This is a genomic window from Allobosea sp. LC85, assembly GCF_000735605.1.
Classification (GTDB): Bacteria; Pseudomonadota; Alphaproteobacteria; order Rhizobiales; family Beijerinckiaceae; genus Allobosea.
Genome location: NZ_JPKG01000019.1, coordinates 41,814 through 63,954, shown reverse-complemented (window position 1 = coordinate 63,954; position 22,141 = coordinate 41,814). Strand labels below are relative to the sequence as shown.

Here is a 22,141-nt window from a genome sequence, read left to right as displayed (position 1 = left end):
CTCCGGTGCGGCTCGCCATCATCACCGTCGGCCGGCTCAAGGACGGGCCGGAGCGGGACCTGTGCGAGCGCTACCGCGAACGGAGCAATGCTCTCGGGCGCAGCCTTGGCCTGAGCGGGCCCGATGTCACGGAACTGCCTGAAAGCCGGGCGCGGCGGGCTGAGGAGCGCAAGCGCGATGAAGCTGCCGCTATCCTTTCAAAGCTCTCGCCGGGGCTGCTGATCGCACTTGACGAGCGCGGGAGGAGCCTGACGAGCGATGCCTTCGCCGGCAGGATCGCGGCCTCGCGAGACGCCGGTGCGGGCACCGCGAGCCTCGTGATTGGCGGCGCGGACGGGCTGGACGAGACCATTCGGGATCGCGCCGACCTGACGCTTGCCTTCGGGGCCCTGACGCTGCCGCATCAACTCGTGCGCGTGCTTGCGCTGGAGCAGCTCTACAGGGCCATGACGATTATTGCCGGACATCCCTATCATCGCGCATGACGTCCGTCGCATCAGTGATTCGAGCCAGCTCGCGCCGCCTCGGCAGCGCCGCTTTGCTATGGCTCGCGCTCGGTCTCAGCCTTCTGCCGGCCAACGCCCAGGAGCTGGCGTCCGACCCGGATCGCGTGGCGCCCGAGATCGCGCAGAAGCTGGCTGAGAAGCAGGCCCGTGAAGCCGAGCTGAAGGCGATCGAGGAGCGGCTGGCGGGCAATGCCGAGGCGCGAACGAAACTGGAGGCGGAGATCGCCACGATCCGGGCCGATCGGGCCGGGCTCAACAAGGCGCTGCTCGAGGCGGCGGCCCGTACCCAAGGCGTCGAACGTCGTATCGGCGCGATCGAGGAGCGGCTGGTGCTGCTGCAAACCAGTGAAACCGCGATCCGGCGCTCCCTCGAGGGCCGCCGCGGCCTGATCGCCGAAGTCCTGGCCGCGCTGCAGCGGATCGGCCGCCGGCCGCCGCCAGCCGTCCTGGTGCGGCCGGAGGATATCCTGGAGGCCGTGCGCGCCTCGATGCTGCTGGGCGCGGTGGTGCCCGATCTGCGCCAGGAGATCGAAATCCTCAGCACCGATCTCGGTGAGCTGGTGCGGCTGCGCGGTGGGATTGCGGAGGAGCGCAAGGCGATGACCGGCGAGCTGGAAGCGCTCGCGGGCGAGCGTCAGCGCCTTGCCTCGCTGATCGAAGCCAGGCGCGAGCGCGAGGCCAGCGCCGCCAAGGATATCGAGGCGCAGCGCGGGATGAGCGGGGAGCTTGCGCTGCAGGCGAAGGGCCTGCGGGATTTCGTCGAGCGCATCGAGAAGGAAATCTCAGTCGCGAATCGCGCCGCCGAAGCTGCGCGCCAGGCTCTGGAAGCCGAGACCCGCGAGCAGCGGCAGCGCATGGCGGCGCTCGCCTTCAAGGACCCGGCCCGGCTCGCGCCAAAGATTGCTTTCTCGGAAGCTCGCGGCATGCTGCCGCTGCCTGCTGCCGGATCACAATTGCGTGGTTTTGGTGACAATGACGGGGTTGGCGGCACAACGCGCGGTATTTCGCTAACAACCCGCCCTAATGCCCTAGTTTCGGCGCCTTCCGACGCTTGGGTTGTTTATGCCGGGCCGTTCCGCTCCTTCGGGCAACTCTTGATCCTGAATGCGGGTGGGGGGTACTATTTGCTCTTGGCCGGCATGCAGCGGATCGACGTGTCGCTGAACCAGTTCGTCCTTGCGGGGGAGCCGGTTGCGATAATGGGTCAAACGTCGGAAGCTGCGGCGACGATCGTAGGTTCGGGGACCGGGGAACCGGTTCTCTATATAGAGTTCAGAAAAGACGGCGTTTCGATCGACCCGGCACCGTGGTGGACGAAATCGCAAAGCGAAAAGGTTCGCGGATGATGCGCAAGGTCTCCCTCGTTCTCGCCGGCGCGATCGTTGGCGCGGGCCTTACCAGTCTGGCGACGCAGACCCACCTGCTGTCCTCGACCAGCGCGGTCGCGGCCTCGGCGGAGGTCTATCGCAGCCTCAACCTGTTCGGTGACATCTTCGAGAAGATCCGCACCGACTATGTCGAGAAGCCGGACGAGCAGAAGCTGATCGAGGCCGCGATCAATGGCATGGTCTCTTCGCTCGATCCGCATTCGGCCTATCTCGACGCCAAGAGCTTCCGCGACATGGACACGGACATGCGCGGCCAGTTCGGCGGCCTCGGCATAGAGGTCACGATGGAGGACGGCGTCCTCAAGGTCGCCAAGCCGATTCGCGACACGCCCGCCTCCAAGGCGGGCATCCTCGCCAACGACATCATCAGGGAGATCGATGGTGACCAGGTGAAGGGTCTGAGCCTGACCCAGGCCGTGGAGAAGATGCGCGGCATCATCAACACACAGGTCAAGCTCAAGATCGAGCGACCGGGCAAGCCGGATCCGCTGGAGTTCACCCTGACGCGCTCCACCATCGTCGTGCCGGCCGTCGAAGAGCGGGTGGAAGGCGATGTCGGCTATATCCGCATCGGCACCTTCAGCGAGCAGACCTATGAAGGGCTGCGCAAGGCGATCGACAAGGTGAATGCCGAGATCGGCGTCGACAAGATTAAGGGTTATGTGATCGATCTGCGCAATAATCGCGGCGGCAGGCTCGACCAGTCGGTGCTGGTGTCGGACGCGTTCCTCGAGCGCGGCAAGGTCGTCTCGACGCGCGGCCGCAATGCCGAGGAGACCCAGGTCTTCAACGCCAAGTCGGGTGACCTGACCAAGGGCAAGCCGGTCGTGGTTCTGATCAACGGCTCCTCGGCCTCGGCGGCCGAGATCGTTGCCGGCGCCCTGCAGGATCACAAGCGCGCGACCGTGATGGGCACGCGCTCCTTCGGCAAGGGCTCGGTCCAGACCGTGATCCCGCTCGGCTCGAATGGCGGCCTGCGCCTGACCACGGCGCGCTACTACACGCCGTCGGGCAATTCGATCCAGGCCAAGGGCATCACGCCGGATATCGAGGTCGTCCAGGAGATTCCGCCGGAGCTCAAGGACAAGCTGACGGACAGCAAGGGCGAGGCATCGCTGAAGGGGCATCTCAAGTCGGGCGACGGCAAGGACGAGCAGTCGGGTTCGGCTTCGTACGTGCCGAACGACCCGGCCAAGGATACGCAGCTGCTTGCCGCGCTGAACCAGTTGCGCGGCGTCAAGAAGGACGTGGCTGCGCCGGCCCCGACCCCGGAGCCCGCCAAGCCGAACTGATCTTCATTCGAGTGCGAGGAGGGCGCCGTTATCCGGCGCTCTCGACTGCTGGCGCCGCACGCGCCAAGACTAGGCGTGCGGGCCGCTGATTCGGGTCCGTTTCGAACAGCTGAGGACGGCTGCCCTTGGCCGGAACGCCGCTTACCGAGCTCGATCGGCCCTTGGGGCAGGATCGCCCGGTGCACCACGGCAAGCCGTGGGCGCGCTGGATGTCGTTTGCGCTGAGTGGAGCGGTGGGGTGCACGGCGCTCGCGGTGGTGGCCATCCTGCTGTTCCGGCGCGATCCCGACGGTGGCGAGCCCATGGCGACTGCCGCGATCGAGATCAGGCAGCCTTCACGGGAGATCGCGGCTGCGCCTGCCGTCGAACCGAACGCCAGGGATCCACGCTCCCAGTCGACCGCACGTCAGCTTGAAACCGAATCAGGCGTGACCGTGGTGCGCCCGGGGGCAGATGCACCGGGTGCCATCGTCATCACGATTCCCGACAGCGGCGAGGTCAAGCTCGCCCCGGCCCCGGACAACCGGCTGGTCGAACGCAGCCGGTTCGGCCTCCTTCCGAAGGTCGGATCGGACGGTACGACACCGATGCAGGTCTATGCCCGCCCGCCAGGCCCGGCAGCCGAGACCAGGCCTGCCGGCCGCATTGCCCTCCTCGTCGGCGGGCTGGGCATCAGCCAGAACGGTACGGCAGATGCGATCACGCAGCTGCCGGGGGCGGTTTCGCTGGCCTTCGCGCCCTACGGGGCAGAGCTCGAACGCGTCGTACAGCGAGCTCGCGGCGACGGCCACGAGGTCTTCCTGCAGGTTCCCATGGAACCGTTCGACTATCCCGACAACGATCCCGGGCCGCACACCCTGCTCGCCGGCCCCAAGGCAGCTGAAAATCTCGACCGGCTGCATTGGGTGCTCGGTCGTTTCACCGGCTATGTCGGCATCGTCAATTTCCTCGGCGGCCGGCTGACCGCCGATGAGAACGCCTTGTCACCGGTCCTGCGCGAGATCGCCGGTCGCGGGCTGATGGTTGTCGATGACGGCTCCTCCTCGCGCAGCCAGCTCGCGAGCGCGGCGGCGCGGGCGCAGATCCCGGCGCTCAAGGTCGACAGGGTGATCGATACGGTCACCCGCGCCGACGCGATCGACCAGCAGCTGCAACGGCTTGAGGCTCTGGCGCGCGAACAGGGTGTGGCGATCGGAGCGGCGAGTGCACTGCCGGTCTCGATCGAGCGCATCGCCCGCTGGGCCAAATCGCTCGAAGCCAAAGGCCTCGTCATCGTGCCGGTCAGCGCAGCTCGCGGGTTGCGCAATCCCTCCACCACAGGTTCCCTGAAATGACCGAGCCGCCTCCCGGCTATCGCCCCTGCGTCGGGCTCGCCCTGTTCAACCGCGACGGGCTCGTCTTCGTCGGGCGACGGGCCGACAAGACCAAGCGCGAGCATGTCGCGCCGGGCTTTGCCTGGCAGATGCCGCAAGGCGGCATCGATCCCGGCGAGACGCCTTATCAGGCGGCACTGCGCGAGCTGCAGGAGGAGACGAATGTCACCTCCGTCTCGCTGCTGGCCGAGGTGCCGGACTGGCTGAGCTACGATCTTCCCGTGGATATCGGCCATCAAGCCTGGAAGGGCCGCTGGCGAGGCCAGGCCCAGAAATGGTTCGCCTTCCGTCTCGACGGTCCCGACAGCGAGATCGATATCCTGCACCCCGCTGGCGGTCACAAGGCAGAGTTCGACGCCTGGCGCTGGGCACGGCTGGACGAGACACCCGATCTGATCATTCCGTTCAAACAGGCCGTCTATCGCGACGTGGTCCGGTCCTTTTCTGTCTTCGCAGCGGACTGATCATTCCAAGTCTGACTCTGTGTGAAACAAACATTTCGCGCGCCTGGTTTTGCACTACCATTCCCTGGGGAGTGATTCGCGCTGCTTGCTGCCTGATGCTCCCTGTCACGAAATGCTCACATGAGGGGGTGACGCTCGCGATATGGTTGATTCGGTTTTCAAGCTTCACACTGCGGTTCTTGCCGCGCGCACGCGCGACCCGGCCTTTTCGCGCACCGCCAAGCTGATCGGCGAGGGGCTGCCGAAGATGGCCAAGAAGCTGGCCGAGGAGGCGGTGGAGGTCGGGCTGGAAGCGGTCCAGGCCGACCGCGAGCGGGTGATCCTCGAGAGCGCCGACCTGATCTACAATCTCGTCGTGCTCTGGAGCGAGATCGGTATCGCGCCCCAGGATGTCTGGCGCGAGATGGACCGGCGCGAACAGCTCTACGGCATCGCCGAGAAACTGCCGAAGAATCGGACCGCGAAGCAGACGAGGCAGGAAGGCGCCGAGGTCACCGCGATTATCGGTGGCGGCTCGCGCGAAGACTGAGCATCAGGCCGGTTTTTCCGCACTCGCAGCCTCATCCCCGGGAATGTCAGATTTCCGGGAAGACGGGGGTTGCCAAGCCGAAGCGTTGCGGTTATTCCCGCCACATCAGATCGACACGGCCACGGCCGAGCCACCTGATACGCGCCCGTAGCTCAGCTGGATAGAGCATCAGACTACGAATCTGAGGGTCAGAGGTTCGAATCCTTTCGGGCGCGCCATTTCGGTTCAAAACAGCGAACCGCCTTTTCCGTCGAAGCGCCAAGAGCCACCGCCTGTTCGCGGGTGGCCTTGTCGCCGACGATGCGAACGATGTGATCGTCGACTTCGATACGATCCACCAGGGTGCGGATGTCGGCCTTCCGGAACGGAATCTCGCCCCTCGTGATGTTGTCGCGCATGACACGGCCGAAGGCATCGATCAACGCCGGGGCGAGTGAGTGCGGGCCGGTTCGGGAGCGCGTGATTCGGTCGAGTGCCGCTTTTGCCTTGTCGCGGCTGAGCTTCAGATCGGCGATTCGCTCTTTCAGGATGTCGTCCAGTTCGGTCAGCCCGTCCTCGATCATAGGGTAGAGCCGCTTCAGCTTCTCCTCGGCTTCCATCGCTCTGCAGCGCCGTGACGCGCTGATCGACCTCCACTCCCTTCTGGAGGCGGCGCTGCAGGGTCGAGGCCAGGAGCTCGGTCGGGCGGTCGGGTGCAAGAGCCGATCGAGGTGATCGGTGACGAGCGTGTCGAGCTTGTCCATGGCGATCGAGCGGCCCTTGCAAAGTCGTTTTGCCCATCCGTGCGCAGGTTGAGCAGGTGTAGTAGCGATGGACCTTGCCCTATCGCGACGTGCCGGTGCGCAGAGTCATCGCTCCCTGTCAGCTGGCGCAGGTGGCAAGACCGCATGCGATCGATCAGCATAAAGCTTCGACTTCGCTGCTCCTTCTAGCGCGATCGGGCACATGATCAGCCCTTCGGCTGCAAGATGTCCGTGAGACTCTGCGCTCCGCTCTCACCCAACGTCAGGTCGAGGCCCGAGAGCAGATCGACGAGGTGGCCTCTCATCAGGTCGGAGGCGCCCTTCCCGTCACCCTTGGCGATGGCCTCGACCAACTCGTGATGAGCATGGGTCTCGCAGGTCGTATCGCGGCGCTGCCAGTAGAGCGCAATGATCAGCGAGGAACGCGAGACGAGTTCCTCGACCATCCCGGTGAAGGTCGAGTGATCGGCAATCTGCGCCAACGTCACGTGAAAGCGCGCCGACAACGCTATGGCGTCGCTGACCCGCCCGCTCTTGAGCGCCACATGCTCTTCTTCCAGATGCTTGCGCAGGAGTGAAATATCGTGACGTTTTGCGGCGTCCGCGGCAAGGGCTGCAACCCGAGGCTCGATCAGCGCGCGGGCCTCGAAGATCTCCCGAGCCTCCTTTTTCGACGGGTGCGCCACGAAGACGCCGCGATTCGGCTCGAGCCGCGCCAGCCGGTCATGGGCGAGAGCCTGCAACGCGGCGCGGACGACGCTCCGCCCCACGGCGTAGATCGAGGCCAGCTCATCTTCCGGGAGTTTCGTGCCGGGCGTGAGGCGATGGGACAGGATCGCGTCCTTCAAGGCGCTATACACCTCCGGCCAACGCTTGGCCGCCTTTGCGTCGTCCCGTTTCCCAGCGCGGATATTGCGTTCGGCCGCCATGCCAGTCTCTCGATTCCCCTGCAACGTGCTCGCTATCTAGCGCATGTTCCATTCGCGTAGAAACGACCCGTTCGGCAGGCAGAGGCGCCCGGTCCATAACGGCCGGTGCGCAACTGAACCGCTCCCCGGCTAGGACGCTTCCGCCTTGCCAGGGGCGGTCTCAAGCGGGCCTTCAGCTGGCGAAAATGACGCGTATGCACCGGAAAAGGGCTTTTCACGCGGCGCGGCGTAACCGCCCACCTTCGAAGTCCTGAGGCCGAGGCTGACGAGCCCCTCGCACAGCTTTACCGCGCAGGCCACGCCATCCAGAACAGGCACGCCGTGTTCGCGCGCGAGCGTGGACGCCAGATCGGTCATGCCCGCGCAGCCGAGCACGATCGCCTCCGCCCGGTCCTCGCGGAGCGCGCGACTGATCTCCTCGGATATGCGATGGCGCGCGCCAGAACCGGGCTGTTCCAGTTCGAGGACCGGCACATCCGATGCCCGCACCTTGGCGCAACGGGTCGCGAGCCCGTACTTGACGAGATTGTGCTCGATCGCCGGGACCGAGCGCGACAGCGTCGTCACCACGCTGAACTTGCCGGCAATCAAGCTTGCCAAGTGAAAGGCCGCCTCGCCGATGCCGATCACAGGCGCGGCGGTCGCACAGCGCGCGGCATCGAGGCCGGTATCGTCGAAACACGCCACCACATAGGCGTCCATGTCCGGAGCCTTCCTGATCTCTGCGATCAAGCCGGGCACCGAGAAAGCCTCGTCGAAATAGCCCTCAATGCTGGCCGGGCCGGACTCCGGGTTGACGGCGATGATCTCGGTCCCCGCGGACGCGGCGGCGACGGCCGCCACGCCGATCTTGCGTGTCATCGAAGCGGTGGTGTTCGGATTGATCACGAGAATGCGCATGGCCGTGTTCGCCGATCTCAAAGCTCGCCGCCGAGGTAAAGTTGCTTCACGCGCTCGTCGTCGAGGAGTTCGGCGGAACGTCCCGACAAGGCGACCGAGCCGGTCGTGAGCGCATAGGCGCGCTGCGAAATTCTCAGCGCCATGCGGGAGTTCTGCTCGACCAGGAGGACGCTCACTTTCTCGTCCCGGTTGATGGCGACGATCGAACGGGCGATGTCCTGCACCAGCTTGGGAGCGATGCCGAGGGACGGTTCGTCGAGCAGCAGCAGCCGGGGCTTGGCCATCAGCGCCCGGCTGATGACGAGCATCTGCTGCTCTCCGCCGCTCATGGTGCCGGCGGTCTGGGAATAGCGCTCCTTCAGACGCGGAAATCGAGAGAGAACCATCTCCAGAGTCAGATCGATCCCCGCCTTGTCGGATCGGGTGAAGGCGCCCATCAGGAGATTGTCCTTCACCGACATATAGGGAAAGACGCGCCGGCCCTCGGGCACCATGGCGAGGCCCATCCTGACGATCTCGTCGGGGTCAAGCCCGTCGATCCGCCGGCCCGCAAAATGGATCTCTCCCGCCTTCACACGCTTGAGCCCGGTAATGGCGCGCAGGATCGACGACTTGCCGGCTCCGTTGGCGCCGATCAGCGCCACGGTTTCGCCCTCATGGACTTCCAGCGTTACGCCTTTCAGCGCGTAGACGTGATCGTAGTAAAGTTCGACGTCCGAAAACGCGAGCAACGGGGTCATGGCAATAGTCCGATCGTCTCGTCTTCGCTGCCGAGATAAGCCTCGATTACCTTGGGGTTGCATTGGATTTCGGCCGGCGTCCCTTCCGCGATCTTCAAGCCGAAGTTGAGGACGACGATGCGGTCGGAAATCCGCATCACGGCCACCATGTCGTGTTCGACCAGGAGGACCGTGACGCCGCGCTCGCGCACGGCCCGTACCAGCTCGACCGCCCGTTTCGTCTCGGCATGGTTCATTCCCGCGAAGGGTTCGTCGAGCAGCAGGACCGTGGGATCGGTTGCAAGGCCGATGGCGATGCCAAGGGCACGCAGCAAACCATGCGGCAGGGTGCTTGCAACCTCATTCTTGATGGCTCCGAGGTCGAGGAAGTTCAGGATCTGGTCCGCCGAGCGGCCGAACTCCGCCTCGTCGCGACGCGCGGTGGCCGAGCCGACGAAGAAGCCGGCGAGGTTGGCCTTGGAGCGCAGGTGGTGCGCGATGATGACGTTGTCGCGCACCGTCATGCCCCTGAAGATCGTCGTTTCCTGAAACGTCCGGACGACGCCCTTGCGTGCGACGATGTGGGGAGCGAGGCCTGAAATGCGCTCGCCGCGGAAGCGGACCTCTCCGGCCGTCGGCTTCAGGAAGGACGAGATGACTTTGAAGAGCGTGGATTTGCCCGCCCCGTTCGGGCCGATCACCGAGACGATCTCGCCCTCCGCGACGCTGAAGGAGACATCGTTGACTGCGACCAGGCCGCCGAAGCGCTTGGTCACCTGGGACACCTGCAGGAGTTGCGTCATCGTCTTACCCTCGCTTCTTCGCGGCGGGGCGCAGGCTGAGAAGCCCATTCGGCAGGAACAGCATCAGCGCGATCAGGAGGGATGAATAGATGAGCAACTGGTACTCGCCGGTCTGGAAGAGGAAATCCCAGCCGAAATAGAGAACGAAGGTGCCGATCATCGGACCGAAGACATAGCCGAGCCCGCCGAGGAAGCAGTTCAGCATGAAGTTGACCGAGTCGGTGACGGTGAAGCTTGAGGGGTAGATCGATTGTGCGATCGCAGCGAACATCGCGCCGCCGATGCCGCCGAGAAAGGAGGAGATCGCATAGGCTACGACACGGAGCCACGCGATGTTGACGCCGATCGAGGAGGCCAGTTCCTCGTTCTGCTGGAGAGACAGGCACAGCCGGCCCATCCGCGAATGGACCAGCCTGTAGAGGCCCGCATAGCACAGTGCCATCAGGACGACCGAGACGATGTAGAAGGCAAGGCGCGGGTTCTGGAGCGTGGCGAAGTCCGGGACGAGGGTGACGCCGAACAGCCGGATCGCACCGGGCGCTGGGATGCTCACCATTCCCGAGGCGCCATGGGTGATCGGCAGCGCCAGCGCCAGAAGCCGTGCGACCTCGGTCAGAACCAGCGTGACCATGGCGAAGTAGACGCCGCGCAGCCTCAGGATCGGCAAGCCGATCAGGACGCTCGCTGCCGCGCAGAACAGCCCGGCGATCGGCAGCGTCAGCCAGAAGGAGACGCCATAGTCGACGACGAGGATGGCGGACGTGTAGCCGCCGATCAGCGCATAGGCGCCCTGGCCGATGTTGATGCGGCCGATATAAAAGGTCAGCCATACTCCGGCGCTGGCGATGCTGAGCAGCGCGACCGAGGTCAAGGTGTAGTAGAGGTCATTACGCCCCGTCGCCGCGATCGCCCACGGCACGGCGACGAGGACGCTGGCGAGAAACGCCGCCGTCGCGGCGAGTTTTTTCGTCGGCGACATGCAAGCTTATCCCCAGGGCTTGCCCATGAGCCCGTTCGGACGCAGGCTGAGAAAGACCATCAGTGCGGCGAAAATCACCAGATAGGTGATGTCGCCATAGTCGTGCAGTGCGGAAAGGCCGACCGATTCCAGCATTCCCAAGATGAAGCCGCCGGCGATGGCACCGCCAACGACGCCCGCGCCGCCGATCATCACCATCATGAACGCTTTGATCGAGATTGGGCCGCCAATGCCGGAACTGATGCCGGTGATCGCAACGAGCAATCCGCCGACGACGCCCGCCAGCATCGCACCCAGCGCGAAGCCGATCATCGAATAGCGATCGACCCTGACCCCCATGAGCTGGGCGGCGACCCGGTCCTGGGCGAGCGCCCGCATGGCGCGGCCGGGCTTGCTGTATTGCATGAAGAGCACGAAGGCCGCGATGAAAGCGATGGCCAATATGCCGACCAGTATGCGGTCATAGGGCATGATCAGCGCATCGGAGGTGAACACGCCTTTGACGATCTTCGGCACGCCGCGCTGCTTTTCCCCGAAGAGCAGCAGGATCAGCGCATCGAGGAGGAAGGCGATCGCGGCGGCGAGCAGCATGGTGCTCTCTTCGCGGACGCTCCGCCGGATGACCGGCCGGAACAGGAATTTTTCGATGAGGGCCCCGACGGTCGCCAGCGTCACGCCCGATGCGAACAATGCCACCACGAACGGCAATCCGAGGCGCGCATAGACGGTATAGGTTATGAATCCCCCGAGGACGTACATCTGTCCATGAGCGAAGTTGAGGACATTCATCAGAGCGAAGATCAGCGTGAGTCCGAGGGCGATCAGGGCGTATTGCGCGCCGAGATAGAGCCCGTTGGCGAAAACCTGTTCCATCGAGTCCGCGCCCGGTCAGCGAGGGGGCCAAGACCTAAAGGTTAGGCCCCCGTGCTCCAAAGAATTAGCGACCGTTCAGTCGACTTCCCCAACGAACAGCGTTTCGAACTTGCCGTCCTTGTACGTGTTGACGACCATCGGCACTGCGATTTGTCGCTTCTGTCCGAAGGATGCCGTACCGACATATTTCAGTTTGCCTTCGCCCTTCACATAGGGGTTGGGCGCTGAAAAGGTGTCCACGGTCCTCTTGAATTCCTCGACATTGTTGATGGCCGCCGGATTGGCCTTCAGCGTCTCGAGAATATAGTCGAGGGCATAGACCTTGGTGTTCGACTCGTCATTGTATTCGCCGAACTTCTTGGTGTAGCGCCGGACGAATTCCTTCATCATGTCCGAGGCGATTTCCGGCGTTGATGCGCCGCCGACCGAGATGAAGCCGTCGGCGAGTTCGCCGGCGCCTTCCTGCAGAACCTTCGCGTCATGCGCCGTTTCCGTTGAGATCAGCCCTTTATAGCCGAGTTCCCGAGCGGCACGGATGAGCAGCGGCGCATTGCCGGGCGCCACGCCCGAGAGCACGAGGAGATCGGGCTTCAGCTTCACGACAGGGGTCAGCACCGGCGTGAAGTCGCGCGTGTCATTCTGATAGGTATCCTTTTCCGCCACCACTTGCAGCCCGAGCGCTTTGGCTGCCGCGACTCCACCTTCACGCTGGCTTAGCGGATCGGATTCGTTGGCCGCGACGAAGGCAATCGTCTTCACGCCCTTCTTCTCCTTGAGGAATTTATAGATCGCAGGGCCAGACTGGTAGTTGGCGATCATGCCGAGAATGGCGTTCGAGGCGGGGGCGACGTAGAGCGGTTTGGGAAAGGCGTAAGGAAAGTAGATGATGCCCTTCGCTTCGGCCACCGGGCGCACGGCGGCCGCACCGTCGTCGACATTGGGGCCGACAACGTAATGGATGCCCTCCTGCGCCATCTTTTCCATACCGGCGATCGCGCGCTTCGGATCCTTTTGATCATCGAAGGTGATGATGTTGATGTCGTAGGTCTCGCCGCCGATCTTCACGCCGCCCATCTCGTTGATCCATTCGGCGCGGGTCTGCATCGAACGGACGTTGGAGGTGCCCCAGGCGGCGGCGGGACCGCTGGTCACGCCGACAAATCCGATCTTGAGTTCCTTGTTGGCTGCATTCGCGGAGAATGCGCCTGCCATGATGGACAGCACGGAAGCGGTGCCAAGCGCCATGAATGTCACTGCAGAGCGTCGGTTGATCATGGTGTTCCCCATTGGAAGCGGGCGCTTTAGCGCCCTGTCGTCAGATCACGCCGCGGACGGGGAAGTGAAATCCTGAATCGTTTCATTGTCAACAATGCGGTCTTCAATTGTTGACAATGAACTTGAGCATGCCGTTTGCGATTGAACGTCTAGCCGTGACTAGATTGCAGAAGAGCCGTTTGCGTTCTCTGGGCACGCTGGGATCTGCGGAGAGAGTGGGAAGGACAGGGATCGTGTCCCGTAAGGTGGTGTAGCTGAGGTGGTCATCGGCGATTGCCGGTTAGGTTTGGGTTGCGAGATCCACTCCTGACCCGAGAGACCCCCGATGACCGACGAGATGATGAACCTGCGTGGGCTGCTGGAGAAGAGCCCTGATGCGGATTTGCTGCGTGAGATGATCGGCTTTGCCGCGCCCGCCTGGAATCCGGCTCCACTTGACAGTGGTACACAGATCTGGAGCGGCCATTACTGGTTCGAATAAGTCTTATCTTTGGCGCGATAATTCTCGTTGCAGCGCTCACGACCTAGAAAGTCGGAAACGTTGAAGGGGAAGGTCGATGGCGAAGATGACGGCGGCGCAAGCCGCGGTGATGATCATGGAGATCGAGGGCGTAACCTGCGCCTTCGGCGTTCCCGGCGCCGCCATCAACCCATTCTACGCAGCGATGCGGCCGCGCAACTCCATCAGGCACACGCTCGCCAGGCATGTTGAAGCCGCGGCACATATGGCCGAGGGCTACACCCGGGCCAAGGCCGGCAATATCGGGGTTTGCATCGGCACGTCCGGCCCTGCCGGAACTGACATGATCACCGGCCTTTATTCAGCGATCGCGGATTCGATCCCGATCCTGTGCATCACCGGCCAGGCGCCGCGCGCCCGATTGCACAAGGAGGATTTCCAGGCGGTCGACATCGCGTCGATCGCCAAGCCGGTGACGAAGCTGGCGACCACCGTGCTGGAGCCGGCCCAGGTGCCGGGCGTGTTTCAACAGGCGTTTCATCTCATGCGGTCGGGGCGTCCCGGTCCGGTCCTGATCGACCTGCCGGTCGACGTGCAAACGGCGGAAATCGAATTCGATCCCGAGACTTATCAGCCGCTGCCGGTCTACAAGCCTGGCGCCTCGCGCGCGCAGATCGAGAAAGCGCTCGGCATGCTCATGACGGCTGAGCGGCCGCTGATCGTTGCTGGCGGCGGCGTGATCAATGCGGATGCCTGCTCGCTGCTCGTCGAATTTGCCGAGATCGTCGAGACGCCGGTGATTCCGACGCTGATGGGTTGGGGTTCGATCGCCGACGATCATCCGCTGATGGCCGGAATGGCCGGCCTCCAGACGAGCCAGCGCTATGGAAACGCCACGCTGCTCGCGTCCGATTTCGTGCTTGGTCTTGGCAACAGGTGGGCCAATCGCCACACCGGGTCGGTCGAGGTCTACACCAGAGGCCGAAGGTTCATTCATGTCGACATCGAGCCGACGCAGATCGGCCGCGTGCTCGCACCCGACTACGGGATCGTTTCGGACGCGAAAGCTGCGCTGGCTCTTTTCGTCGAGGTAGCACGTGAATGGCGAGCAGCGGGAAAGCTGCGTAGCCGAACCGACTGGGTGAACGAATGTCGCGAGCGCAAGCGAACGATGCTGCGCCGCACGCATTTCGATACGGTGCCTATTAAACCGCAGCGCGTCTATGAAGAGATGAACAGAGCCTTCGGCTGCGATGTCTGTTACGTCTCAACAATCGGTTTGTCGCAGATCGCTGCGGCGCAGTTCCTCCACGTCTACAAGCCGCGCCATTGGATCAATTGCGGCCAAGCGGGGCCGCTTGGCTGGACTGTACCAGCGGCGCTGGGCGTGGTTGCTGCCGACCCGACGCGCGAGGTGGTCGGTGTGTCGGGCGATTACGACTTTCAGTTCCTGATCGAAGAGCTCGCGGTCGGCGCCCAGTTCAATCTCGCCTACATCCATGTCGTCGTGAACAACTCCTATCTCGGGTTGATCAGGCAGGCGCAGCGCGGATTCAACATGGACTACTGCGTCCAGCTCGGCTTCGACAATATCAATGCGCCGGAGTTGGCCGGATATGGCGTCGACCATGTCAAGGTCGTCGAAGGGCTTGGCTGCAAGGCGCTCCGCGTCGTTGAGCCGGAGGCGATCCGCCCGGCGCTCGAGGAAGCCAGAAAGCTGAGGGACGAACATCGGGTTCCCGTCGTTGTCGAGATCATGCTCGAGCGCGTCACGAACATCGCGATGGGAACGGAAATCGACAATGTCACGGAGTTCGAAGACCTGGCGCAGAGCGTTGAAGACGCGCCGACGGCGATCGCGTTGGTCGCGTGAGCGTCAGGGATCATGACGATGCTGAATTTCGCCGCCAATCTCTCGATGCTGTTCACCGAGCTCCGGTTCATGGACCGCTTCGCTGCCGCCGCAAAGGCGGATTTTGCGGGAGTGGAATATCTCTTCCCCTATGACTACGAGAAGGCTGAGCTTGCGGACCGGCTACACGCGCACGGGCTGAGACAGGTCCTGTTCAATCTGCCCGCCGGAAAATGGGATGCGGGCGAGCGCGGGATCGCCTGTCATCCGGATCGCGTTGATGAATTTCGCGCCGGCGTCGAAGTGGCGATCGACTACGCCATCGCCCTTGGTGCGCCGCAGATCAATTGTCTCGCCGGAATCTCGCCTCTTGACGTGCCGCAGGCGGCCGCGCGCGAGACCTTGGTCGCAAACCTCCGTTTCGCTGCGGACAGGCTGGAACAGATCGGCGTCGGTTTATTGCTCGAGCCGATCAACACCTACGATATTCCCGGCTTCTTCGTGAGCCGCTCGGAAGCCGCGATCGGAATTATTCGGGATACAGGATCGGAGAACATCAAGCTGCAATACGATATCTATCATATGCAGCGCATGGAAGGAGAGCTCGCCAACACGCTCTCAAAGCTCTTCTCCGCAATCGGACACATCCAGCTTGCCGACAATCCCGGACGCAATGAGCCCGGAACGGGCGAGATCAACTATCCATTTCTTATCAAGCACCTTCAGATGATTGAGTATAGCGGCTGGATCGGCTGCGAATACAGGCCAAAGGCCGACACGGTACGCGGCCTCGATTGGCTCGCGTCGGCGCGAACGCAAGCGCACGCAAAATGGGAGAAGAAGCATGAAGGTGGGGTTCGTCGGCCTCGGCACCATGGGCGCGCCGATGGCCGGCCATTTGATCAAGGCCGGTCATGAATTGTCCCTCTACACCGCCTCGCGGGTGCCGGAGCATCTGATCGCCGCCGGCGGGCATGCTTGCGCCTCGGGCAGGGAAGCCGCGCAACGGTCGGATGTCGTCATCCTCATGGTTCCGGATACGCCGCATGTCGAGGATGCGCTCTTCCATCCGGATGGCGTTGCGTCCGGGTTGTCGCAGGGCAAGGTTGTCGTCGATATGAGCTCGATATCGCCGATCGCCACAAAGGATTTCGCCAGGCGGATCAACGCGCTCGGTTGCGAGTATCTCGATGCGCCAGTCTCGGGTGGAGAGGTCGGCGCGAAGAACGCTACCTTGTCGATCATGGTGGGAGGGTCTGCTGAGACATTTGCTGCAATCAGGCCGCTTTTCGACCTGATGGGCAAGAACATCACGCTGGTCGGCGACAATGGCGACGGCCAAGTCGCCAAGGTCGCAAATCAGATCATCGTCGCCCTGACGATCGAAGCGGTCGGCGAAGCGCTGCTATTGGCGGCCAAGGCCGGCGCCGATCCTGCAAAGGTGAGAAGCGCCTTGATGGGTGGATTCGCAGCTTCGAAGATCCTGGAGATTCACGGTGAGCGCATGGTGAAGCGGACCTTCGATCCTGGCTTCAGGATCGAGCTCCATCAGAAGGACCTCAATCTCGCTTTGTCGACGGCTCGCCAACTCGGCATGTCGCTGCCCAACACGGCGACAACGCAGGAATTGTTCAACGCCTGCGCTGCGCACGGCGGGGCGGCGTGGGATCACTCAGCGATGGTCAAGGCGCTGGAACTGCTGGCCGGACATGAGATCGGCGCTGCGTTGCGCCGAGCGCAATGACGAGATCGCGTAACCAATTGTCGATCGCTCGCGCGCCTGTCGTCGGCTTTCCGACGGCGGTTGCAGGCTTTCATTGTCCATTGTCGTCAGCGGAGCGGCGAAGGGTCTGCGAGGCGGCCTCGAACTTCTTCAGGAGATGATCGAAGAGAATTGATCCCAGCTCCTCGCTGCTGCGCCTGCGCAGGGCGTCGAGCATCAACTCATGTTCGCGCATCGCCTCGCCCCAGCGGTCGCGGGCGATGGTGTTGGCGGAATAGCGGAACTGGCGCATCCGCGCCGTGAAGCCCTCATAGGTCTCCTTCAGCGCGGGATTTCTCGCGGCATCGACGATGCCGAGATGGATCGCCTGGTTGAGGCGGAAATAGGCGGGTAGCTCACGCCTCATATAGTGGCCGTACATCTCATAGTGCAGGCGCTCGATCGCGGCGATCTCGGCGTTCGTGATGCGCGTGCAAGCCAGTCTCCCGGCTGCCGATTCCAGCGCGGCGAGAATCTCGAAGAGGTTCCGCACGTCCTGTTCGGTGAAGCGGCGGACGCGCGCGCCCCTGTTCGGCAGAAGCTCCACCAGGCCCTCGGCTGCGAGGACCTTGAGCGCCTCCCGGAGGGGTGTACGCGAGACTCCGAATTCGGCGCACAACTCCTTTTCCGGAACGCGCGCTCCTGGTGCCAACTGCCCTTCGACGATGACGTTGCGCAGGCGCGTCAGCACCTCGTCGTGAAGACTTTCGGCCTCGCGCTCCCGCGAATTAACGTCCGAGGGTTCTGCCCCCTCATTGTAATGCAAAATGACTCCCGTCACTGGGCAGAACTCCGCGGCTGAATTTCAAAATTACCCGTAAAGCGCCAATATGCCACGGCCAGAGGCGTCGGACATTAGACAATTTGGCGATAATCAGCAAGTTTATCATCAATTTGTATTCTATTTTTCTGTTTTGATACAAAAAAATGCATGCAAAACTTCAAAGGAGTAAAACGTCGCCGACTGGAGGGGTATTCCCAATGAACCATCAGGCTGGTCGCCATTTCCTGCAGATCCCAGGCCCGACGAATACGCCCCTGGCGGTGCTCGCAGCCATCGCCAGGCCGACCATCGACCATCGCGGACCGGAGTTCGGGAAGCTAGGCCGGGAAGTGCTTTCGGGCGTCAGGACGATCTTCAAAACCGCGAATCCGGTGGTGATCTATCCCGCCTCGGGAACCGGGGCCTGGGAGGCGGCGCTGGTCAACACGCTGTCCGCCGGGGACAAGGTCCTGATGTTCGAGACGGGCTGGTTCGCCACGCTCTGGAACCGAATGGCAACGAGGCTCGGCGTGGTGCCGGAATTCATCAAGGGCGATTGGCGCTCCGGCGTGACTGCAGATGCGATCGAGGCGCGCCTGCGGGAAGACCGGACGCACGAGATCAAGGCGGTCGCCGTCGTGCATAACGAGACCTCCACGGGCGTCACTTCGGACATCGCCGCCGTACGGCGCGCGATCGACAGCGCAGGCCACCCGGCGCTCCTCCTCGTCGACACCATCTCCTCGCTCGGCTCGATCGACTACCGCCACGACGAGTGGGGCGTCGACGTCACCGTCGGCGGTTCGCAGAAAGGCTTGATGCTGCCGCCGGGCCTCTCCTTCAACGCCGTTTCCGACAAGGCGCTCGCCGTCTCGAAGGCGGCGAGGCTGCCGCGGTCGTTCTGGGATTGGGAGGACATGCTGGCGAGCAACGAGAAGGGCTATTTTCCCTACACCCCTTCGACCAATCTGCTGCAGGGACTCAAGGTCGCGATCGAGATGCTGCACGCGGAAGGGCTGGACAACGTCTTCCGCAGGCATCAGCGCGCGGCTGAGGCGACGCGACGCGCGATACGTCACTGGGGCTTCGAAATCCAGTGCGCCAATGAGGACGAGTACTCCTCATCGCTGACGGCCGTTCGTCTGCCGGACGGCCACTCGGCCGATGCGCTGCGCAGCGAGATCCTCGCGCGATGCAACATGTCGCTCGGCAATGGGCTCGGTCCCCTGGCCGACAAGGTGTTCCGTATCGGCCATCTCGGTGACTTCCATGATCTCATGGTGACTGGGACGCTATCGGGCGTCGAGATCGGCCTGAAAGCGTGCGGCGTTCCCTATCGCGCCGGCGGGGTCGAGGCCGCCACCAATTATCTCGCCGGAAACGCGGGACCGCTCGCGGAGGCTGCCTGACAACCGCAACCCGAACGACGCGACCGATCAATCACTTGCAAGGGGAGCTGAGGAGAGCACATGCGCAACGTTCTAGCGGCCACTGCCGTCCTGGCCTTTTCCGTGGCGGCCCATGCCCAGGAGCCGATCAAGCTCCGCGTCGCCGGTAACCTCCTCGCGACAGGGCTGATCCAGCAGAACAAGGAGCAGCCCTTCTTCGAGAATCTCGCGAAGAAGTCGGGTCTGCCGCTCGATGTCGACTACAAGCCGATGGACGTTGTCGGCATCAAGGATGCGGAGGGGCTGCGCGTCCTGAAGTCCGGCCTCTTTGACGTCGTGACCTTGCGCATCGCGCAGGTATCGCGCGACGAGCCTTTTCTGCTCGGCGCCGATCTCGTCGGGTTGAATCCGAATTACGATGTCGCGCGCAAGGTCGTCGACGCTTATCGCGAGGCTTTCGACAAGCGCCTCCAGGAGCGGTTCAACGGCAAGCTCCTTGGCATCTGGCCCTTCGGCCCGCAGGTGCTGTTCTGCAACGCCACGATCGGCAGTCTCGCCGATCTGAAGGGCAAGAAGGTCCGCGTCTATGATCAGTCGCTGGCGAAGTTCATCGAACAGATCGGCGGCATCCCGGTCTCGATCTCCTTCGGTGAAACGCAGCAGTCGCTTCAACGCGGGGTGGTCGATTGCGCCATCACCGGTCCGAGCTCGGCCAATTCTGCCGGCTGGCCGGAGGTGACGACGCATTTCATGCCGATCGGTTTCCAGATCGCGCTCAACGCCTATGCGATGAACCTCAACAGCTGGAAGAAGCTGACGCCCGAACAGCAGGGCAAGTTGACCGCGGCTTTCGACGAGCTCGAGCGCGATACCTGGGCCTATTCGAAGGAGCTGTTCGACGATGCTGTCCGTTGCAATGTCGGCAAGGAGCCGTGCACGACCGTGAAGAAGTTCAAGATGACCGAGGTTCCGGTCAAGGAGGCGGACCTCAAGACGGTGCAGGACGCCATCGCCGCCGTTTCGCTGCCCGCCTGGTCGGAGGTTTGCAATAAATCTTACGCGGGCTGCAGCGACGCCTGGAAAAAACTCCTTGGCCCGATCACCGGCGTGAAGTGAGACGACCCGGCGGCGGCCTCCGATCGAGGCCGCCGTTTGTTTCCAAACCTCAGGGAACGCTCGCAACCGGAGCCCGGCAATGTCGAACTCGACTTCATCAACGCGCGAGGACACCATGCCGACGTCGAGGAATTGGAGCCTGACGGGAACTCTTCAAAGGCTGAGCGCGCTGCTCGCCAACATCTGCGGCTATGTCCTGCTTGCACTTGCGGTGCTCGTCACAGCGGAAACGCTCGGACGCAAGTTCTTCAACATCTCGCTTCAGGGCGTCGACGAGCTTGGCGGCTACGCGCTGGCGGTCGGATCGGCGCTCGCTTTCACGACCGCGCTCGTCGATCGCGCCCATATCCGCATCGAACTCTTTCACGTCATGCTGCCGATGCCGCTGCAGATGGCGCTCAACTGGTTCGCGATTACGTCGATCGCGGCGTTCGGCGGGCTGCTGGCTTATGTCTGCTTCACCATCCTGTGGGATTCCTTTGCCTACAACAGCACCGCACCGACGCCATGGGCGACGCCGCTGATCTATCCGCAGAGCCTCTGGTATGGCGGCGTCGTCATTTTCGCGCTCGTCTCCGCCGTCATGGCGCTGCACGCGACCTATCTTCTCGTCACCGGGAACGGGAAGGCGCTGAACAAGGCATACGGTCCGAAAGAGGCCGCCGAAGAAGTCAAGGAAGAGCTCGAGGATCTGGCGCGCCGTTGAGCGGCCCGCAAGGGGAGGAGTGGGTATGGCAATTTCTACGATCTCAATCTCGTTCCTTGTCGCCATCGCGGTCCTGATGATCGGCGTGCCGGTCGCCGTGGTCATGGCCGGAATGGGCGTCGCAGGGGGGCTCGCCACCGTCGGCCTCCCGATGATCGAGTCGATGGGCAGCGTCATTTGGAGCGTGCAGAACGAGAATATCCTGACCGCGATTCCGCTGTTCATTCTCCTCGGCGAGATCCTTCTGCGCAGCGGCTTGGCGGACAAGATGTATGTCTCGCTCTCCGCCTGGCTCGGACGCCTGCCTGGCGGCCTGCTGCATGCGAATATGTCCTCCTGCGCGCTGTTTGCAGCGACATGCGGGTCGTCAGTCGCGACTGCGGCCACCATCGGCACGGTCGCCATCCCGGCGTTGAAGAGCCGCGGCTACGACATGCGGCAGGCTCTCGGCTCGCTGGCTGCCGGCGGCACGCTCGGCATCCTGATCCCGCCCAGCGTCGCCATGCTCGTCTATGGCTCGATCACCAACAACTCGATCGGGCAGCTCTTCATCGCCGGCGTGATCCCCGGCATTCTGCTCACGCTCTCCTTCATGGCCTATATCGTCTACGCCAACTGGAACCGCTCCGGCATGGTGGAAAAGCCGATGTCGTTCCGAGAGCGCCTGGAGCTCTCGCGCTTCCTCGTGCCGCCCTTCATCATCTTCGCAGTCGTGATGGGCAGCCTTTATATGGGCTGGGCGACCCCGACCGAATCCGCATCGCTCGGCGTGATCATCGCGCTCGGATTTGCGGTGACCGTCGGGCGGTTCGACATGTCGATCCTGCACCATTGCTTCCGACAGACGGCGGCGATCACCGGCATGATCATCCTGATCATCTGCGGATCGTTTATCCTCAACGTGACGCTCAACTTCCTGAGCATTCCACAGGTGCTGACGAAATTCGTGACTGCGCTCGGCGTCGGCCCGACCGAGATCATCATGATCCTGATCGTCTTCTACCTGATCCTCGGCTGCTTCCTCGAGGTGCTGTCGATGCAGGTGACGACGATCCCGATCGCGTATCCGATCGTCACCGCGCTTGGGGTCGATCCGATCTGGTTTGGTGTCTTCATCGTGCTGATGAGCGAAATCGCGCTGATCACGCCACCGGTCGGCATGAATCTCTACGTCGTGCAAAGCATCCGCAGCGACGGCGGCCCGATCAGTGACGTCATCAACGGCGTGTGGCCCTATGTCCTGATCATGCTCGGCTTCACGGTTTTCCTATGGTACGTGCCGGAGGTGGTGCTGTGGTTGCCGCGCCAAATGTTCTGAAGC

General features: G+C 63.1%; 23 protein-coding genes and 1 tRNA gene. 15 read left to right on the top strand and 9 right to left on the bottom strand.

The window, feature by feature from the left end; translation table 11 throughout:
• The first annotated feature begins 5 nt into the window (after nucleotides 1–5).
• From rlmH to FG93_RS09125, 7 genes are all read left to right on the top strand, one after another.
• Nucleotides 6–485, top strand: coding sequence for a 23S rRNA (pseudouridine(1915)-N(3))-methyltransferase RlmH (gene rlmH, locus FG93_RS09155; RefSeq protein WP_043233844.1), 480 nt, complete (start codon nucleotides 6–8; stop codon nucleotides 483–485).
• Nucleotides 482–1,852 (top strand): murein hydrolase activator EnvC, encoded by a 1,371-nt coding sequence (locus FG93_RS09150; RefSeq protein ID WP_081881407.1) that lies wholly within the window; start codon nucleotides 482–484, stop codon nucleotides 1,850–1,852. The genes rlmH and FG93_RS09150 overlap by 4 nt, the downstream gene beginning before the upstream one ends.
• Nucleotides 1,852–3,186, top strand: coding sequence for a S41 family peptidase (locus FG93_RS09145; protein ID WP_043234029.1), 1,335 nt, complete (start codon nucleotides 1,852–1,854; stop codon nucleotides 3,184–3,186). Before FG93_RS09150 ends, FG93_RS09145 begins: the two co-directional genes overlap by 1 nt.
• 125 nt (nucleotides 3,187–3,311) lie before the next feature.
• Nucleotides 3,312–4,520, top strand: a complete 1,209-nt coding sequence (locus tag FG93_RS09140; protein ID WP_043233843.1) for a divergent polysaccharide deacetylase family protein — start codon at nucleotides 3,312–3,314, stop codon at nucleotides 4,518–4,520.
• Nucleotides 4,517–5,023 (top strand): RNA pyrophosphohydrolase, encoded by a 507-nt coding sequence (locus FG93_RS09135; protein WP_043233842.1) that lies wholly within the window; start codon nucleotides 4,517–4,519, stop codon nucleotides 5,021–5,023. Before FG93_RS09140 ends, FG93_RS09135 begins: the two co-directional genes overlap by 4 nt.
• A gap of 142 nt (nucleotides 5,024–5,165) precedes the next feature.
• Complete coding sequence (gene hisE, locus FG93_RS09130; protein ID WP_081881406.1) at nucleotides 5,166–5,552, top strand: phosphoribosyl-ATP diphosphatase; 387 nt, start codon at nucleotides 5,166–5,168, stop codon at nucleotides 5,550–5,552.
• 141 nt (nucleotides 5,553–5,693) lie between these two features.
• Nucleotides 5,694–5,770, top strand: a tRNA-Arg gene (locus FG93_RS09125).
• Here the strand turns inward: FG93_RS09125 and FG93_RS31720 are convergent.
• The 8 genes from FG93_RS31720 to FG93_RS09080 all read right to left on the bottom strand — a co-directional run bounded on the left by FG93_RS31720 (nucleotide 5,741) and on the right by FG93_RS09080 (nucleotide 12,773).
• Nucleotides 5,741–6,151 (bottom strand): hypothetical protein, encoded by a 411-nt coding sequence (locus FG93_RS31720; protein ID WP_081881405.1) that lies wholly within the window; start codon nucleotides 6,149–6,151, stop codon nucleotides 5,741–5,743. The two genes, FG93_RS09125 and FG93_RS31720, sit on opposite strands and share 30 nt — an antisense overlap.
• A gap of 350 nt (nucleotides 6,152–6,501) precedes the next feature.
• The gene (locus FG93_RS09110; protein ID WP_043233838.1) at nucleotides 6,502–7,224 is read right to left on the bottom strand and encodes a GntR family transcriptional regulator; all 723 of its coding nucleotides are present in this window, start codon (nucleotides 7,222–7,224) and stop codon (nucleotides 6,502–6,504) included.
• Between the two features lie 129 nt (nucleotides 7,225–7,353).
• Entirely contained in the window at nucleotides 7,354–8,124 is a 771-nt protein-coding gene (locus tag FG93_RS09105) for an aspartate/glutamate racemase family protein (protein ID WP_043233837.1), read from the bottom strand.
• A 17-nt stretch (nucleotides 8,125–8,141) separates the two neighbouring features.
• Nucleotides 8,142–8,864: an ABC transporter ATP-binding protein gene (locus FG93_RS09100; protein ID WP_043233836.1), complete on the bottom strand. Its 723-nt coding sequence runs from the start codon at nucleotides 8,862–8,864 to the stop codon at nucleotides 8,142–8,144.
• Nucleotides 8,861–9,646 (bottom strand): ABC transporter ATP-binding protein, encoded by a 786-nt coding sequence (locus FG93_RS09095; protein WP_043234025.1) that lies wholly within the window; start codon nucleotides 9,644–9,646, stop codon nucleotides 8,861–8,863. Before FG93_RS09095 ends, FG93_RS09100 begins: the two co-directional genes overlap by 4 nt.
• 4 nt (nucleotides 9,647–9,650) lie before the next feature.
• Entirely contained in the window at nucleotides 9,651–10,625 is a 975-nt protein-coding gene (locus tag FG93_RS09090) for a branched-chain amino acid ABC transporter permease (RefSeq protein WP_043233834.1), read from the bottom strand.
• Between the two features lie 6 nt (nucleotides 10,626–10,631).
• A complete protein-coding gene (locus FG93_RS09085; protein WP_043233833.1) occupies nucleotides 10,632–11,498 on the bottom strand; it encodes a branched-chain amino acid ABC transporter permease in 867 nt (288 codons plus the stop codon).
• Between the two features lie 75 nt (nucleotides 11,499–11,573).
• Entirely contained in the window at nucleotides 11,574–12,773 is a 1,200-nt protein-coding gene (locus FG93_RS09080) for an ABC transporter substrate-binding protein (RefSeq protein ID WP_043234023.1), read from the bottom strand.
• 325 nt (nucleotides 12,774–13,098) lie between these two features.
• Between FG93_RS09080 and FG93_RS33155 the strand changes: the two genes are divergently transcribed.
• The 4 genes from FG93_RS33155 to FG93_RS09065 all read left to right on the top strand — a co-directional run bounded on the left by FG93_RS33155 (nucleotide 13,099) and on the right by FG93_RS09065 (nucleotide 16,829).
• Nucleotides 13,099–13,254, top strand: a complete 156-nt coding sequence (locus FG93_RS33155; protein WP_162531537.1) for a hypothetical protein — start codon at nucleotides 13,099–13,101, stop codon at nucleotides 13,252–13,254.
• Nucleotides 13,255–13,330: 76 nt separating this feature from the next.
• Nucleotides 13,331–15,106 (top strand): glyoxylate carboligase, encoded by a 1,776-nt coding sequence (gcl, locus tag FG93_RS09075; RefSeq protein ID WP_043233831.1) that lies wholly within the window; start codon nucleotides 13,331–13,333, stop codon nucleotides 15,104–15,106.
• An 18-nt stretch (nucleotides 15,107–15,124) separates the two neighbouring features.
• Nucleotides 15,125–16,003: a hydroxypyruvate isomerase gene (gene hyi / locus FG93_RS09070; RefSeq protein ID WP_081881427.1), complete on the top strand. Its 879-nt coding sequence runs from the start codon at nucleotides 15,125–15,127 to the stop codon at nucleotides 16,001–16,003.
• Nucleotides 15,930–16,829, top strand: coding sequence for a 2-hydroxy-3-oxopropionate reductase (locus FG93_RS09065; RefSeq protein ID WP_043233830.1), 900 nt, complete (start codon nucleotides 15,930–15,932; stop codon nucleotides 16,827–16,829). The genes hyi and FG93_RS09065 overlap by 74 nt, the downstream gene beginning before the upstream one ends.
• Nucleotides 16,830–16,899: 70 nt before the next feature.
• Here the strand turns inward: FG93_RS09065 and FG93_RS09060 are convergent, their stop codons facing one another.
• Entirely contained in the window at nucleotides 16,900–17,628 is a 729-nt protein-coding gene (locus tag FG93_RS09060) for a GntR family transcriptional regulator (RefSeq protein WP_081881404.1), read from the bottom strand.
• 200 nt (nucleotides 17,629–17,828) lie between these two features.
• On the opposite strand from FG93_RS09060, the gene FG93_RS09055 reads away from it, so the two are divergent.
• From FG93_RS09055 to FG93_RS09040, 4 genes are all read left to right on the top strand, one after another.
• Nucleotides 17,829–19,019 (top strand): alanine--glyoxylate aminotransferase family protein, encoded by a 1,191-nt coding sequence (locus FG93_RS09055; protein WP_043233828.1) that lies wholly within the window; start codon nucleotides 17,829–17,831, stop codon nucleotides 19,017–19,019.
• Between the two features lie 60 nt (nucleotides 19,020–19,079).
• A complete protein-coding gene (locus FG93_RS09050) occupies nucleotides 19,080–20,114 on the top strand; it encodes a TRAP transporter substrate-binding protein (protein WP_043233827.1) in 1,035 nt (344 codons plus the stop codon).
• A gap of 115 nt (nucleotides 20,115–20,229) precedes the next feature.
• The gene (locus FG93_RS09045; RefSeq protein ID WP_052513539.1) at nucleotides 20,230–20,820 is read left to right on the top strand and encodes a TRAP transporter small permease subunit; all 591 of its coding nucleotides are present in this window, start codon (nucleotides 20,230–20,232) and stop codon (nucleotides 20,818–20,820) included.
• A gap of 25 nt (nucleotides 20,821–20,845) precedes the next feature.
• Nucleotides 20,846–22,138, top strand: coding sequence for a TRAP transporter large permease (locus FG93_RS09040; RefSeq protein ID WP_043233826.1), 1,293 nt, complete (start codon nucleotides 20,846–20,848; stop codon nucleotides 22,136–22,138).
• The last annotated feature ends 3 nt before the right edge of the window (nucleotides 22,139–22,141 follow it).